This is a genomic window from Streptococcus parasanguinis (genome assembly GCF_031582885.1).
In the GTDB taxonomy this organism is placed as follows: Bacteria; Bacillota; Bacilli; order Lactobacillales; family Streptococcaceae; genus Streptococcus; species Streptococcus parasanguinis_M.
In genome coordinates this window covers 1,405,667-1,421,782 of record NZ_CP133988.1, presented here as the reverse complement: position 1 = coordinate 1,421,782, position 16,116 = coordinate 1,405,667, and the positions used below count along the sequence as shown (strand labels likewise).

The following is a 16,116-nucleotide window of genomic DNA, read 5'->3' as shown; positions in this document are numbered from 1 at the left end:
TTACACTGATACTTCTATTTTATCAAATTTTCTTATAAAAGACTGATTTCAACTATCTAGTTTGTAGGATATTTTTTTAAATACAAACAGAAAAAACCGCGAGATTTTCGCGGTTTTTCTTAGCCACAAGTTAGCTTAGTCTTCTTTTTTGCGTTTTGCAAATCCGAATAATGAGAGACCTGCTAAAGCACTAAAGATTGCAAGACCAGCAGTAGAAGATTCTTTTGTTCCTGTGTTTGGAAGTTGTGCAGTAGGATTTTGTGGATCAATATACTTCACTTCTTCTTTCGTTTCTGGAACGACAGGAATCGTTGGTTCTTCTGGTTTTGGTTGTGGAGTAGGTTGTGGTTCTGGTATTGGTTGCGGTTGTGGAGTAGGCTGTGGCTGTGGCTGTGGCTCTGGTGTCGGAGTTGGATCCGGCATTGGAGTTGGTGTCACAGTCTTCTTGTAGATATGTTGAGTGTTTCCATCTTTATCTACAACAGTCTTCACGAAGTCATAACCTGGGATATCCTTCTTCGGTTGTTCCCCATCTTCTGTAGGGTTACCTGGGATAGGATCCCCATTTTCATCTACGTATGAAGTTGTAACTTTTTCATAGACGTGTTCAGTATCACCATTAGGCAATTTCTTCGTTTCCACAAAGCGGTAACCTGGAATTTCAGCTTTTGGTTCTTCTCCATCAACTGCAGGATATCCTGGGATTTCCTTACCTTCTTTATCAACAAACTTAGTGATTGGAAGGACAGTTGGTGTGTAAGTTGCAGAAGCTTTGGTTCCGTTCACATCTTCGCGAACCACTGTTACAGCTGGTGCAGTTCCAGTGAATTCAGGTTCTGGTGTGAAGGTTACGGTTCCGTCTGCTGCTACAGTGTATGTACCAACACCTGGAATTGTCTTCGTAGTTGAACCATCTTCAAATGTTGCTGGAACTTTGTCATTCATTGGTACACGGCTATCACCTTCTGTGAAGGTTGGTTTGCCTGTTTGGGTTTGACCCTTCTTACCAATTGAAGTAACTGATTCTGCAGTTGGTGTAACTGGTGTTACTGTTGGTGTGTAAGTAGCGGTTATTGGTGTACCGTTCTTATCAACACGTTTCACGGTTACGCCTGTACCTGTTCCTGTGAATGATTTTTCTGGTACAAAGGTTACGGTTCCGTCTGGAGAAACGGTGTAAGTTCCTTCTCCTGGAATAACTTTTGTTGTTGATCCATCTTCAAAGGTTGCAGGCACATCATCATCCATTGGTACACTTGGGTTACCAGGCGTGAAGCTTGGTTTACCTGTTTGGGTTTGACCTTGGATATCTGTAGATGTTGCAGGATCAGCTGTTGGTGTAACAGGCGTTACGGTTGGTGTGTAAGTTGCGGAAGCTTTTGTTCCGTTCTTATCTTCACGAACCACTGTCACTGCTGGTGCAGTTCCAACAAATGATTTCTCTGGTACAAATGTCACTGTTCCGTCTGGGGCTACTGTGTAAGTACCAACACCTTCAACTGTCTTCGTAGTTGAACCATCGTCAAATGTTGCTGGAACATCGTCGTTCATTGGTACACGGCTGTCGCCTTCAGTAAATACAGGTTTACCTGTTTGAGTTGCACCTTGCACATCAGTAGATACTGCTGGACTTGCAGTTGGTGTAACAGGCGTTACGGTTGGTGTGTAAGTTGCGGAAGCTTTTGTTCCGTTCTTATCTTCACGAACCACAGTTACAGCTGGTGCAGTTCCGACGAATGATTTTTCAGGTACAAATGTCACTGTTCCGTCTGGGGCTACAGTATAAGTACCAACACCTTCAACTGTCTTCGTAGTTGAACCATCGTCAAATGTTGCTGGAACATCATCGTTCATTGGTACACTGCTGTCACCTTCAGTAAATACAGGTTTACCAGTTTGTGTTGCACCTTGCACATCAGTAGATACTGCTGAAGTTGCAGTTGGTGTAACAGGTGTTACAGTTGGTGTGTAAGTTGCAGTAACTGGAGTACCGTTCTTATCAACACGTTTCACTGTTACGCCTGTACCTGTTCCTGTGAATGATTTTTCTGGTACGAAGGTTACGGTTCCGTCCGGAGCAACTGTGTAAGTTCCTTCTCCTGGAATAACTTTTGTTGTTGAACCATCTTCAAAGGTAGCTGGTACATCATCATCCATTGGGATTGCAGGGTTACCAGGTGTGAAGCTTGGTGTACCTGTTTGTGTTTTACCTTGGATATCTGTCGATGTTGCAGGATCAGCAGTTGGTACAACTGGAGTGATCTTCGGTGTGTAAGTTGTCTCAGCAACTGTTCCGTTTGTATCTTTACCTTGAACCTTAACTGGAACAACATCACCTGAGTAAGATTTATCCGTTGGTGTGAAGGTCACAACACCTGTTTCTTTATCAACAGTGAAGGTACCGATCACATCACCTGCTGGTGATTTAGCAACTACAGATTCTGCTGGCTGACCATTTTCGTCTAGAAGAGTAATGGTATCCTTGTCGATTGGTGCAACTGGGTCACCTTCAGTGAAGGTTACAGTTCCAGTTTGAACCACACCTTGAGGAGCTTCTGATTCAGCTGGACTTGCTGTTGGTGTTACCGGTGTCACAGTTGGTGTGTACTTAGCAGTAACTGGAGTACCGTTCTTATCGACACGTTTCACCGTTACGCCTGTACCTTCTCCTGTGAATGATTTTTCTGGAACAAAGGTTACGGTTCCGTCTGGAGCAACAGTGTAAGTTCCTTCACCAGGAATAGTCTTGGTTGTTGAGCCATCTTCAAATGTTGCAGGTGTATCATCATCCATTGGAACATTTGGATTACCTGGTGTGAAGGTTGGTGTACCTGTTTGCGTTTGACCTTGTTTGTCAGTAGATGTTGTATCTTCTGCAGTTGGTGTAACTGGTGTTACGGTTGGTGTATAAGTCGCAGAAGCTTTTGTTCCGTTCTTATCTTCACGAACCACTGTTACGGCTGGTGCAGTTCCAACGAATGATTTTTCTGGTACAAAGGTTACTGTACCGTCTGCTGCTACCGTGTATGTACCAACACCATCTACAGTCTTCGTAGTTGATCCATCATCGAAGGTTGCTGGAACATCATCGTTCATAGGTACACGGCTGTCACCTTCGGTGAATTTAGGTTTACCAGTTTGAGTTGCACCTTGGATATCTGTTGATTCAGCTGGTGTTGCTGTTGGTGTTACTGGTGTCACAGTTGGTGTGTACTTAGCTGTGATTTCAGTACCGTTCTTGTCCACGCGTTTCACTGTTACGCCTGTAGCAGTTCCAGTGAATGATTTTTCTGGTACGAAGGTTACGGTTCCATCTGGAGCAACAGTATATGTTCCTTCACCATCTACTGTCTTAGTGGTTGAGCCATCTTCGAAGGTAGCTGGAGTATCTTCATCGATTGGAACATTTGGATTGCCTTCCGTGAAGGTTGGTTTACCAGATTGTGTTTGACCTTGAATATCTGTCGATGTAGCATCTTCAGAAGTTGGAACAACCGGAGTAATCTTCGGTGTATAAGTTGTTTCAACTGTAGTTCCATTTGCATCAGCTGCTTGAACCTTAACTGGGACAACATCCCCTGAATAAGATTTATCTGTTGGTGTGAAAGTAACTACACCTGTATCTTTATCAACTGTGTATGTACCGATCACATCACCTGCTGGTGATTTCGCTTCTACTGATGCTGCTGGTTGACCATTTTCATCAAGAAGAGTAATCGAATCCTTGTTAATTGGAGCTACTTCATCACCTTCAGTGAAGGTTACAGTGCCAGTTTGAACAAGACCTTGAGGTCCAGTAGATTCAGCTGGTGTTGCAGTTGGAGTTACTGGAGTTACAGTTGGTGTGTATGTTGCAGAAGCTTTAGTTCCGTTCTTATCTTCACGAACAACTGTTACGGCTGGTGCTTTACCTGTGAATGATTTTTCAGGAACAAAGGTTACAGTTCCGTCTGCTGCTACTGTGTAAGTACCAACGCCATCAACTGTCTTAGTTGTTGAACCATCATCGAAGGTTGCTGGAACATCATCGTTCATTGGCACACGGCTGTTGCCTTCAGTAAATACAGGCTTACCTGTTTGGGTTTGACCTTGCTTACCTGTTGTTTCAACTGGTGTCGCTGTCGGTGTGACAGGAGTTACAGTTGGTGTATAAGTTGCAGAAGCTTTGGTTCCGTTCTTATCTTCACGAACAACCGTTACGGCAGGTGCTTTACCTGTGAATGATTTTTCAGGAACAAAGGTTACAGTTCCGTCTGCTGCTACTGTGTAAGTACCAACGCCATCAACTGTCTTGGTAGTTGAGCCATCGTCAAATGTTGCTGGAACATCATCGTTCATTGGCACGCGGCTGTCGCCTTCAGTAAATACAGGCTTACCAGTTTGTGTAGCACCTTGGATATCAGTTGTTTCAGCTGGTGTCGCAGTAGGTGTTACTGGAGTTACAGTTGGTGTGTACGTTGCAGAAGCTTTAGTTCCATTCTTATCTTCACGAACAACAGTTACGGCTGGTGCTTTACCTGTGAATGATTTCTCAGGGACAAAGGTTACAGTTCCGTCTGCTGCTACTGTGTAAGTACCAACGCCTTCTACTGTCTTGGTAGTTGAACCATCGTCAAATGTTGCTGGAACATCTTCATTGATTTCTACTGTTTTCTCAACGCCATCAACTGTTACGGTTCCACCCTTGAATTCAGGTTTACCTTTTTGAGTTGCACCTTGAATGTCAGTTGTTTCTGCTGGAGTTGCAGTTGGAGTCACAGGTAATACAGTTGGTGTGTATGTTGCAGAAGCTTTGCTTCCGTTCTTATCTTCGCGGACAACGGTCACGGCTGGTGCAGTTCCGACAAATGATTTCTCAGGAACAAATGTCACAGTTCCATCTGATGCTACTGTGTAAGTACCAACACCTTCAACGGTCTTAGTTGTTGAGCCGTCGTCGAATTTTGCTGGAACGTCTTCATTGATTTCAACAGTCTTCTCAACACCATCAACAGTCACTGTTCCACCCTTGAATTCAGGTTTACCAGTTTGTGTAGCACCTTGGATATCTTCTGTTTCAGCTGGTGTAGCTGTTGGTGTTACTGGAACGATTTCAGGTGTGTAGGTTGTATCCACCTTGATACCGTTTGAGCTTTCAGCTTGAACTTTGGCTGGTGTGACTGCGCCAGTGTATGACTTGTCTGATGGAGTAAAGGTCACTTGACCAGTTGTAGGATCGATTGAGTAAGTACCGATTTCAGTCGTACCATCAGCAGCATAAGCTGGCGTACTTGTCACTTCATTGCCATCATTATCCAAAAGCGTATAGCTATTTTCTTTAATCGTAATAGCTTTATCTTCACCATTTACTTGAACAGTTTTTCCTGCAAAGGTTGGTGTACCTGTTTGAGTAGCACCTTGGATATCTTTTGAAGTTGCAGGGCTTGCTGTTGGAACAGCTGCTACAACCGTTGGTGTGTAAGTTGCATCAGATGTGATGGTTGCTGTCTTACCGTCTGCATTGGTAATCGTCGCAGTCGCTTGAACGGTCACACCAGTTGCAGTTCCCACAAAGTCTTTTTCAGGTGTGAAGGTCACTGCGCCTGTAGTAGGATCGATTGTATATGTTCCTTCACCTGCTACTGTCACAGTTGTTTCATCAGTCGGTTGACCAGTTGCCGGATCCACCAATTTCTTGCTAGTGATTTGGGCAGTCTTGTCGCTACTCAAATCAAAGGTTGGTGTTTGGGTTTGAGGAACATTTTGTACATCCGCAGAAACCTTATCTGTAGGAGTCACTGTGATTGGAGTAACAGTTGGTGTGTATTTAGCTGTAGCAGTCTTGATGTACTCCTCTTGAACCTTACCATTTTTATTGCGTCCAACTGGCGCTGATAATGTAACTTCCACACCTTTGGCAGTACCAGTAAAGCTTGGTTCTGGAGTGAAGGTTACTTCACCAGTTGTAGGATTGATAGTGTAAGTTCCTTCCCCTTCAACTGTTACAGATGGCTCATCAGTCGTGCGACCTGTAGCTGGGTCTACCAACTTGGCTGGGTATTCTGCACTTGGAGTGATCGAAATCTTATCACCATTTAAGTTAGTAGCAGTTGTATTAAAGGTAGGTGTTTCTTTTTGAGTTGCCCCTTGAACATCAGTCGAAGTTTTGTCAACCCCTTCAATTTCAATTGGAGTGACTGTTGGAACGTATTGACCATCCATAGTATTCAACTGACCATTAATGTTTGGTTCTTGGTCTGGGAATTTGGTTGACCAACCAGTATCGTAACCGTTGTTATCTGAACGACGGATAGAAATACCATCAGCTGTTCCAAGGAAGTTATCTTCAGGGATAAATTCAACGTCTACATCTTTACCGTTGGCAGTAATCTTGTACTTCCCTTGACCTGGTACTACATAGTAACCATCTGCATCAAGAGTTGCGCGGTTGCCATCTTTATCAACGATGTATGGTTCTACTGTCTCGTCGATGACTGCATGAGAGTTAGGTTCATACTTGTGCTCTCCACGTGCTGTAAAGGTTACAGTTGCTGTTTGTTTAGTAGCTTGAGGACCAGAAGTTTCCTTGAATTCCCCTTTTGGTGGGTGGGTGATTTGAGTCTTGAAGTCTTCTACTTCCCCTGAGAAGGCCATGCCAGTTGGGCTTTCGATCTCGTTCGCTTTCTTAGCGATACGAACACGAGCACCAAGCTCGTTAACGCTTGGGTCGACGTAAGTCTTGCTGTTTGCAAAGGTCAACTCAACAGTGCCATCTTGTGTGATTGTAGCGAGATTTGAGCGTTCATCCTCATCGAATTTACCATTTTGGTTAAAGTCTACCCAACCATAGATATGTGCTTCTGAAGCTCCATCTGTATGAGCTTGAACTGACAGCTTGTAGTTACCTGGGCGTGTACGGTCCATCTTGATCATCTCATTGGTTGTACCTTTAAGCTCATCTGGAAGCAATTGGTTAATTCCTTCATCGGCCGTAGTTGCCTTATCATCACCGAACCAGTCGAGAGTCGTATTCTCATCCATATCCGGGCTCACGTTACCAAGATACGGTTGATTTACTTTAGCTCCAGTAACGCCATCTACAGTTGCAATGGTATGAACTGCCTTACCGTATGACTCAGGAGCATCCCCTTCATCAAGTGGGAAGAATCCTAGCATAGCAGACTGTTTACCACCTGAAGCGATGTAAAGTCCCACTTCAGATGCTCCGCGCGTCATTACGATTGGAACCGTTCTATTTCCTTCAGAAATGTTTGGTCCAAAGATACCGGTTCCTAAACCACCGGTAACTTTGTCAGGATTTCCAAAGTATTTCCAAGCTACTGGTTTCTTTTCTGGTCCAACTTCAGTAGATCTACGAAGTTGGTTTAAGTTGGTATTATTAAATTTAGGATTAGGTCCAAAAAGATTTTCAGTATCTTGTGGTTCATAAGTTACAGAAGTTTTTGGTCTGGTAAACTTTTTCCATTCTCCAATATGCTGCCAACCTTCTCCATTGGTAGTAAACATAACTAATTCACCTGGGTTAGCAGACTCCCCATCGGCCATAACAATAGCTGGCTTAACTGTCTTGCCACGGAAGGTTGCAGAGATTTCAAACTGAACTCCAATATTTCCACCATTCAAAGCTGAACTTATGGTAGTCTTCTTGGTTTTCGTATCAATATTCTCAAATCTGATTTCAGTCCAATTATTTTGGGCATCAGCGACGATTTTGGCTTCTTCACCATTGTTAAAAGCTTGCTTAGCAGCATTTGAAGTGACTCCACTTACATAACCATTTTTTGCATTTGGATCATAGGTTGCTTTTTCAGCTTCTGTAGCCCCTTGATTTTCCATCCGTTTCTTATAGATTTCAGTCGCTTGGAAAGGTTTCAAGGATTTGACTTTTACAGTAACTACATAACCAGGCATGATTTCCTTGGTATAGGTAGACCCAACTTGAAGAGCCAATTTTTCTTCTAAGTTCTCAGTTGGTTTAACTTCACTTTTAGGAACTAATACTGTAGTAGTTCCTCTCCAGTTAGCTACATCTCCAAAGTCCAACCATGAGATTTGGCTAGCCATAGATTTGGCATCAACATTTGTTGTAAAGCCAGGTTTTTCAACTTTTGGAGTTGAAGTTGCATCTTCAACATCATCCCCAATCAAGCTTTCGTCATTAGGATCACCGATCGCACGGCGAGTACGACGTTTACCACCAGATGTTTCTGCCGTCACAGCAGGAGTTTCAGTTGCAGGTGCTTCCACGCCTGCCGCAATTTCTTCCTTCTTATTTGTAGTGGTTGAAGCTGCTTCTGCTGCCTTGTTTGCTGGTGGAGCAACTTCTAAGCTTGGTTTTTCCGAAGTTGTTGATGTTGCAGGAGCAGATGATGTTGCAGATGCAGCTGTGCTTGTGCTACTTGCTTGACTTGTTGAAGCAGGCGCTGTTGAAGTTGCGGCTGCCGTAACAGCTGGGCTTGCTTCATAGGTTGTCGCTGCTGTACTAGTAGTTTCAGCAGTTGATGCTGCTGAAGTTGCTGTAGCTGTTGACGCTTCAGGCGCCTCTGATGCTGCCGTAACAGCTGCTACATTTTCACTCGTCGTATCTGTCTTTTCTTCTGCGGCTGCACTTGCTGCTGTACCAACCATAACAAGTGTTCCCAAAAGTACTGAGCAAACGCCCACATTCAGTTTACGAATTGAGAATCTGCTAATACGATCATTAAATAAGTCTTTCCCCATCTAATGGACCTCCATTTTTATCTATAGTTTAACTTTCTTTTTTTATTGGATAGTTTTTCCAAACCTTATCTATTTTAACAAAAGCCGAACGTTATTCAAAGCAATTTGTCTCAAAAATGAGTAAAAATTTTTAGTTTTATTCGTTTTAAATTTAAAACTATTTCCCTATTAAATAAAGGGCTTGAAAAACCTTGATTTTATCACTAAATCGCAAGATCGAACTTTAATTGTGGCTTCACTGGATCGTAATCAACCAGTTCAAAATCTTCTGGTTTGATGTCAAAGAAATTGGTCCCGTCTGGCACATTCAAAACCAAGTGCGGTTGACAATCAGAGGGCTCGCGACGGAGCAATTCTTCTGCTTGTTCAAATTGATTATCATAAATATGAAGATTATTAATAAAGTAAAAGAATTTTCCGACCTTCCAGCCAAAGTGTTTGGCAATCATCATCTGTAGCGCTACATACTGCATAGCATTAATATGGTGGGCCACCAACATATCGTTGGAACGTTGGGTCAAGGTCGCATCTAGATAGATTTCTCCATCCACGCGCCTCACGTCAAACATAGTCTGAAAAGCACATGGCAAGAGACCTTCTGTCTCCTCAAAGGCTTCATAATCCCAAAGCGAGATAATATTGCGACGATTCCAGGGATTATCTTCTAATTGCTTGAGAATTTTATTGGTAATGTCATGCTTTTTGACCACTGCACCATAGCGCTGCCCGATGGTCCGGCTATTCCCTACTTCCCAGTCATTCCAATAGTGGACATTGTACTTGTCTTCTAAAACATCTAAACGATTGGACTGGTCTTGGTAAATCCAGAGCATCTCTTTGATGGCGGATTTAATAGCGATCGGACGAAGGGTTGTAATAGGGAACTCGCCTTTTGCAAGATCAAACTCCATAAAGGCTCCCGTGATGTATTTGGAGTTGGCCGTTCTACCATCCTTGTATTTAGGACGGGCCTGTTCCGACCAAACCCCTTCTTCCATGATTTTCCGAATATACTCTTTAAAAATCGTATCTGCTTTTGTCATATATCCTCCTTGAATCTACTATTGCCTTCATTATATCATAAGACATAGAAAAAAGGAGAGGCAAATCTCCTTTTAATCTTATTGTAATACAAGAGATGCGGCACCAATGACACCAGCATCATTTCCCAATGTAGCAAGCGCCAATTGTGTTGATTCACGCACTTGTGGGAATGAGTTTTCTTCAAAGACCTTGCGCACACCATCCAAGAGGAAGTCTCCAGCAGCGGATACCCCACCACCGATAACGATCTTAGACGGGTTCAAGGTTGAACCAATATTGGCTGCAGCAAGTCCAAGGTAACGTGAGAAGTTCTTGTAGACGATCAAAGCAAGAGCATCGCCTTCTTTTGCTAGGTCAAAGACCGTTTTAGCTGTTACTTCTTCTCCGTTGTCGATCAAGACTTTCAATTGAGCGTCTCCTTCGTACTCATCGGCGTAACGACGAGTCAAGTTAACGATCCCAGTTGCTGAGGCAACCGTTTCAAGACAACCTTTCTTACCACAGGTACATTGGATTGGATCATCAAAGTCAACAGTAATGTGACCAAGCTCACCAGCAGCTCCACGTACACCGTGCAGGAGACGACCTTCAGCGACGATCCCACCGCCGACACCTGTTCCAAGTGTCATGAAGACAACGTCTGGTTGGTTTTCACCAGCCCCTTTCCAACGTTCACCCAAAGCAGCAACGTTGGCATCATTATCGATAAAGAATGGAATATGAAGGGCACTTTCGATCTTTTCTTTGACTGGTTGAAGGGTCTTCCAGTTCAAGTTGTAGGCCCCGATAACGGTACCTTTTTCACGGTCAACGACACCAGGTGATCCCATTCCAATTCCTTGGAACTCAGAAGCATCCAGCCCAAGCATTTTCAAGCGATGCGCGATGGATTCGATCATATCATCTACGATATGGCTACCTTCATCCAAGATATTTGTTTTAATAGACCATTTTTCTTGAACTTCCCCATCCAAAGTAAGGATGGCAAACTTAATTGAAGTTCCACCAAGGTCAATCCCAATAATTTTTTTAGACATCTGTAACTCCTTTCAAACTTGTAAACACTTACAGATCTATTATATCAGACTTTTTATCAAACGCAAAGGTTTGCACGTAACTTTTCTTAACTTTTTAACAAGAGACTAAAGGATTGAAATCCTAAAATGAGGAAAATCAAACCAATAATATTTAATAGAAAGACGCTAATCGAAAGCGGACTAACGATTAAGAATAAGCCGACGAAGAGCTGTAGCAAGGCAAAGAAAATATAACGCTTAGACAGTTCCTCAACCTTCCTCGAGTAGAAATTAGCTTTTCGGAAGTTTAAAATCGAACGATAGATCAGCCAAATTCCTAAAGTGACTGGAAAGACAATCGGCAAGGTCTTGTAGCCATAAAGCAGTAAGTAGACCGCAAAAACCAAGGCGACCATACTGTGAAAGAGCTGTTGCTGCTGAATTATACCAGCCTGACGCAATCGGTAATAGCGTGAAAAACGCGAAAGGGAGATTAAAAAGAAGCCACAAGATATCAACCAGCTAAACGAGCCAATGTGCTCAATTGGATTGATAAACAAGACGATACCGATAATGGTAAAAATAGTGGCTGAAATCCCAAGGGATATCCGGTTCAATTGATTCATAGGGCCTCCTTATTCATCTAATTCGCTCAGATATTCATAGCGATCGTACTTCTCAAGTAGTCGCTCATTTTCCTGATCCAATTCCTTTTGAAGAGCTGACAATTTGCCAAAGTCAGAGCCGTTTTCATTCATCTCCACTTCAATCTCTGCAATCCGATTTTCAATGGCTTCGATATCTGCTTCAATGCTTGCCCACTCCTGCTTCTCCTTGTAGCTCATGCGTTTCTTCTCTTCTTTTGGCTTAACAGGTTTCTCTTTTTCAACCTTGTGACTGGCCGTTACTTGAGCTGCTTCAAAGGCTTTTTCATCCAGGTAATCCGTATAATTGCCAAAGAACTCACGAATGCCCCCATTTTCAAAAGCCAGGATCTTGCTTGCGACCTTGTCTAGGAAATAGCGATCATGGCTAACGGTAATGACTGGCCCTCCAAAGTTTTGAAGAAAGTTTTCCAAAACCGTCAAGGTAGCGATATCCAAGTCATTGGTTGGCTCATCGAGAAGAAGCACATTGGGTTTTTCAATCAAGAGTTTTAAAAGAAAGAGGCGCTTCTTCTCACCACCGGAGAGTTTTTCGATCAAGGTTCCGTGCATGGAACGTGGGAAGAGAAATTGCTCCAAGAGATCTGCGATCGAAGTTGTTCCGACAGTCGTCTTCACTTCCTCGGCAACTTCCTGGAGAAAATTAATCACGCGCTTACTCTCATCCAACCCATCAATCTGTTGTGAGAAATAAGCCACTCGGACGGTTTCCCCGATGATGACTTGCCCAGACTGTGGCTGTAGTCGCTCAGCGATCAAATTGAGTAAGGTGGACTTGCCGACACCATTATCCCCAACGATCCCAATGCGGTCCTTATTTTGCACCAAGAGGTTAAAGTCCTGTAAAATCGTCTTGTTTTCAAAAGCAAAACTCACATCTTTAAACTCGATGACTTTCTTTCCGATCCGGCTAGTCTCAAAGTTCATCTCCAAATCCGTCTGGTTGCTTTGACCAGACAAGTCTTGCTTGAGATCATGGAATCGATTGATCCGTGCTTGTTGCTTGGTCGCACGCGCCTGGGGTTGACGCCGCATCCAGGTCAACTCCTGCTTATAGAGTTGCTGCTTCTTATGAAGAAGGGCTGCATCACGCTCATCTTGCTCAGCCTTTAAGCGGACATAATCCTGGTAGTTGCCCTGATACTCGATCAAGCCACCTCGATCCAACTCAAAGATTCGAGTCGAGATATTGTCCAAGAAATAGCGATCGTGAGTAATGAAGAGCACGGTTTTCTTAGAGTTCTTCAAGAAATTGGTCAACCATTCGATGGTATCAATGTCCAGGTGGTTGGTCGGCTCATCTAGTAAGAGCAGGTCGTGATGTGACAGCAAAACTTGGGCCAGTTGCACCCGACGACGCAAGCCCCCAGATAGATCCCCAACTCTGGCGTTCAAGTCTTCAATTCCAAGCTTTGAAAGAACTGTCTTGACCTGACTCTCGATTTCCCAAGCATTAAGCGAATCCATCTCCGCCATGACCTTTTCAAGACGGGCTTGGTTCTCTTCTCGGTAATCCGCCATCAAGTATTCATAATCGCGAATCAGCTGCATTTCACGCAAATCACTAGATAGCACCGTATCCAGAACCGTCTTTTGATCATCAAAATCTGGCTCCTGCGTCAAGTAGCCAATCGTATAATCACTCTTGGCAGAAAAGGGACTCACATCTCCATCAAAGCCAGAGCGACCTGACAACACATCTAACAGCGTGGTCTTTCCAGTCCCATTGACCCCGATCAATCCGATCCGATCCAAGTCGTGAATGATAAAGGAAATCTCACGAAAGACGGTCTTATCTCCGACAGATTTGGTTAATTTATCGACAATAAAATCGCTCATTTTTCCTCCTCTTTTGCTTGCTGGATATAGGCGATGATAGCCTCTTTCTCATTGGCCAGTTCCCCATCGACAATGGCATATTCGATCTTTGTCAACATCTCTCCTAAGGCTGGACCTGGTTGAAAGCCGTAGTCTTTGATCAACGTACCGCCATTGACTACCACTTCATGCTTATCATGAATGGTCAAGCTATCATAAACTCGCTCTATGGCCAAATAATTCACACTCAAGGCATACGCTTCACGGAGCTCTTCAGCTAGTAGCAACAAACGTTTCTCATACTTGTAGCAGGCACGCTTGTCTAGACTTCCTTTTTCTCGGAGCTTTAGAATCTCCACGATCTGCTCCACCGTCTTGGCAAAGTCTCTAGAGGTCTTCCATTTCTTAAAGAATTTTGGAATATCTTGAATCTCTAATGCTAAGACCAAAGCAGCCCAGGCTTGCTCAGAAGTTGAAAAGGTATATTCTAGCTCTATATCAAACAACCGCTCGATCGCTTCTTTACGATCCTTCATCTCTGGCAGATAGTGATAGGCTCCACTGGCCAGCATGGCTTCCAATCCCTGTCTCCAGTATGGGGAAAGTAAGAGCTTATCAAACTCGATGAAGGTGCGCTCTACTGAAATCTTTTCAAGTAATGGAGCACACTCCTTCATGGCATCAAAGGTTGCCTCTTCTAATTCAAAGCCAAGACTGGCCTGAAAACGAAAGCCTCGCATGATCCGGAGCGCATCTTCGTTAAACCGTTCGTTTGGAAGGCCAACCGCCCGAAGAACCTTGTTTTCTAAATCTTCTAGTCCATGAAAGAGATCAACAATTTCTCCTTTTTCATTTAAGGCAAAGGCATTCACCGTAAAATCACGACGCTTGAGGTCTTCTTCTAGTGAGCGTACAAAAGACACGGAGCTTGGACGGCGATAATCGACATAGACATCCTCCGTCCGGAAGGTCGTAATTTCATATTCTTGCCCATTTTCAAGGACCAAGACGGTCCCATGTTCGATACCGACATCTACTGTGCGATCAAAAATCGCCTTGGTCTCTTCTGGGTATGAGGAGGAAGCGATATCGACATCGTGAATGGGACGATCCAAGAGGGCATCACGGACAGATCCCCCGACAAAATAGGCCTCAAAACCAGCTGCTTTAATCTTCTCTAATATTGGTAAAGCCTCCTGAAACTCAGAAGGCATCTTTTCTAATCTCATAGTAAGTGTTCCAAACCATAGACAAGCTCATGACGCTTGACAACTTCTTTAATTCCTAGATTTACTCCTGTCATGAAGGAAACACGATCATAGGAATCATGACGGAGAGTCAACCCTTCGCCTTGGCTACCAAAAATCACCTCTTGGTGAGCGACTAGGCCAGGCAATCGAACCGAATGGATGCGCATCCCTTCAAACTCTGCACCTCTTGCTCCAGGCATCAACTCTTCTTCATCTGCTGCACCTTGCTGGATCTTCTCGCGCTTCTCAGAGATCAACTCAGCGGTCTTAATCGCTGTTCCACTCGGTGCATCTTTTTTCTTATCGTGGTGCAATTCGATGATTTCCACATTCGGGAAATACTTGGCTGCTTGCGCTGCAAATTGCATCAAGAGCACGGCTCCGATGGCAAAGTTCGGCGCGATCAAGCCACCCAGGCCCTTTTCACGTGAAAGGTCTGTCAATTCTTGGATCTGCTCAGGAGTGAATCCAGTCGTTCCCACAACAGGCGCAAAGCCATTCTCAATTGCAAAGCGAGTATTTTCGTAAGCGACCTTGGGCATGGTAAAATCTACCCAAACATCTGCCTCTAGACCCACAAGATCTTCTTTGCGGTTAAAGACAGGGACTCCTGCAACCTCTGTCTCATCAGTAAATGGATCGATCAAGCCAGCTAATTCTAACTCAGGATCTTCAGACACCATCTTGTAGGCTGCTTGTCCCATTTTTCCCTTGAAACCTGCGATAATGACTTTAATTGACATAGAATTCTCCTTAAACGATGGGGATATACCCAACTGCTAAGCTATGGTCACCTAAGTGCGTCCCAATAACTCCTCCAAAGGTAGCAAAAGGAATGTCACCTTCCACTCCTTCTTCAATGAGCAGTTGGCGAAGTGCTTCTGCTTTTTCAGGGACATTGGCATGGATGACAAAGACTTGGTAATGACCATCTGCGATATCAGATACAACAATCTCTACCAAGCGTTTCATGGCTTTCTTTTCCGTCCGGACTTTCTCAAAGACCTCAATCACGCCTTCATCATTAAAATGAAGAATAGGCTTGATGCTCAAGAGGTTCCCAAGAATGGCAGCCCCATTTGACAGACGACCACCTTTAACCAAGTGGTTCAAATCATCCACCATGATATAGGCAGAGGTTCCATCAATCTGGTGTTGGACATTGGCAACAATCTCGTCGAAGGAACGGCCTTCACCAGCCCATTTCAAGCAGTCTTCTACCATCATCCCTAGAGGAGCACTGGTGATTTTTGAGTCCGGAAATTCGACGGTCAAGCCTTCAAATTCGTCCTTCAAATATTGGATATTTTGGTAGAAACCAGAAATACCAGATGACAAGAAAAGACCGATAGCATGCGTATAGCCCTTAGCTGTCAAACCAGATAAGACTTCTTCTAACTCTGCAACACTCGGCTGGCTAGTCTTTGGCAATTCCTTAGACGCCGCCATCTTTTGGTAGAACTCATCATGTGTCAGGTTCTTCCCTTCAACATAAGACTCCCCATCTATATAGATCGGGATCTCTAAAATAAATAAGTCGTCGTGATGGAGCACGTCTTGCGGTAAATAGGCAGACGAATCCGTGATCACTGCTAATTTCAT

General features: G+C 43.9%; 8 protein-coding genes. All 8 read right to left on the bottom strand.

The annotated features are described in order from the left end of the window. Positions 1–135: 135 nt before the first annotated feature. Entirely contained in the window at positions 136–8,721 is an 8,586-nt protein-coding gene (locus RDV49_RS06710) for a GEVED domain-containing protein (protein WP_003007446.1), read from the bottom strand. Between the two features lie 203 nt (positions 8,722–8,924). Next, complete coding sequence (locus tag RDV49_RS06705; protein ID WP_003007448.1) at positions 8,925–9,764, bottom strand: thymidylate synthase; 840 nt, start codon at positions 9,762–9,764, stop codon at positions 8,925–8,927. A gap of 78 nt (positions 9,765–9,842) precedes the next feature. Then, positions 9,843–10,802 carry an ROK family glucokinase gene (locus RDV49_RS06700; protein ID WP_003007450.1) on the bottom strand — a complete coding sequence of 320 codons (960 nt, stop codon included), beginning with the start codon at positions 10,800–10,802 and terminating at the stop codon, positions 9,843–9,845. A gap of 86 nt (positions 10,803–10,888) precedes the next feature. Continuing rightward, positions 10,889–11,407: a hypothetical protein gene (locus RDV49_RS06695; RefSeq protein ID WP_003007452.1), complete on the bottom strand. Its 519-nt coding sequence runs from the start codon at positions 11,405–11,407 to the stop codon at positions 10,889–10,891. A 9-nt stretch (positions 11,408–11,416) separates the two neighbouring features. Beyond that, positions 11,417–13,285 carry an ABC-F family ATP-binding cassette domain-containing protein gene (locus RDV49_RS06690; RefSeq protein ID WP_003007453.1) on the bottom strand — a complete coding sequence of 623 codons (1,869 nt, stop codon included), beginning with the start codon at positions 13,283–13,285 and terminating at the stop codon, positions 11,417–11,419. Beyond that, positions 13,282–14,493 (bottom strand): CCA tRNA nucleotidyltransferase, encoded by a 1,212-nt coding sequence (locus RDV49_RS06685; RefSeq protein WP_003007455.1) that lies wholly within the window; start codon positions 14,491–14,493, stop codon positions 13,282–13,284. The genes RDV49_RS06690 and RDV49_RS06685 overlap by 4 nt, the downstream gene beginning before the upstream one ends. Beyond that, a complete protein-coding gene (gene dapB, locus RDV49_RS06680; protein ID WP_003007457.1) occupies positions 14,490–15,257 on the bottom strand; it encodes a 4-hydroxy-tetrahydrodipicolinate reductase in 768 nt (255 codons plus the stop codon). The genes RDV49_RS06685 and dapB overlap by 4 nt, the downstream gene beginning before the upstream one ends. 10 nt (positions 15,258–15,267) lie before the next feature. After that, positions 15,268–16,116 (bottom strand): fatty acid kinase binding subunit FakB, encoded by an 849-nt coding sequence (gene fakB / locus RDV49_RS06675; RefSeq protein WP_003007460.1) that lies wholly within the window; start codon positions 16,114–16,116, stop codon positions 15,268–15,270.

What these genes read in the sequence shown, in the direction of transcription:
- RDV49_RS06710 (WP_003007446.1), bottom strand. Translation starts at nt 8,721, where the DNA reads ATGGGGAAAGACTTATTTAATGATCGTATTAGCAGATTCTCAATTCGT.
- RDV49_RS06705 (WP_003007448.1), bottom strand. Translation starts at nt 9,764, where the DNA reads ATGACAAAAGCAGATACGATTTTTAAAGAGTATATTCGGAAAATCATG.
- RDV49_RS06700 (WP_003007450.1), bottom strand. Translation starts at nt 10,802, where the DNA reads ATGTCTAAAAAAATTATTGGGATTGACCTTGGTGGAACTTCAATTAAG.
- RDV49_RS06695 (WP_003007452.1), bottom strand. Translation starts at nt 11,407, where the DNA reads ATGAATCAATTGAACCGGATATCCCTTGGGATTTCAGCCACTATTTTT.
- RDV49_RS06690 (WP_003007453.1), bottom strand. Translation starts at nt 13,285, where the DNA reads ATGAGCGATTTTATTGTCGATAAATTAACCAAATCTGTCGGAGATAAG.
- RDV49_RS06685 (WP_003007455.1), bottom strand. Translation starts at nt 14,493, where the DNA reads ATGAGATTAGAAAAGATGCCTTCTGAGTTTCAGGAGGCTTTACCAATA.
- dapB (WP_003007457.1), bottom strand. Translation starts at nt 15,257, where the DNA reads ATGTCAATTAAAGTCATTATCGCAGGTTTCAAGGGAAAAATGGGACAA.
- fakB (WP_003007460.1), bottom strand. Translation starts at nt 16,116, where the DNA reads ATGAAATTAGCAGTGATCACGGATTCGTCTGCCTATTTACCGCAAGAC.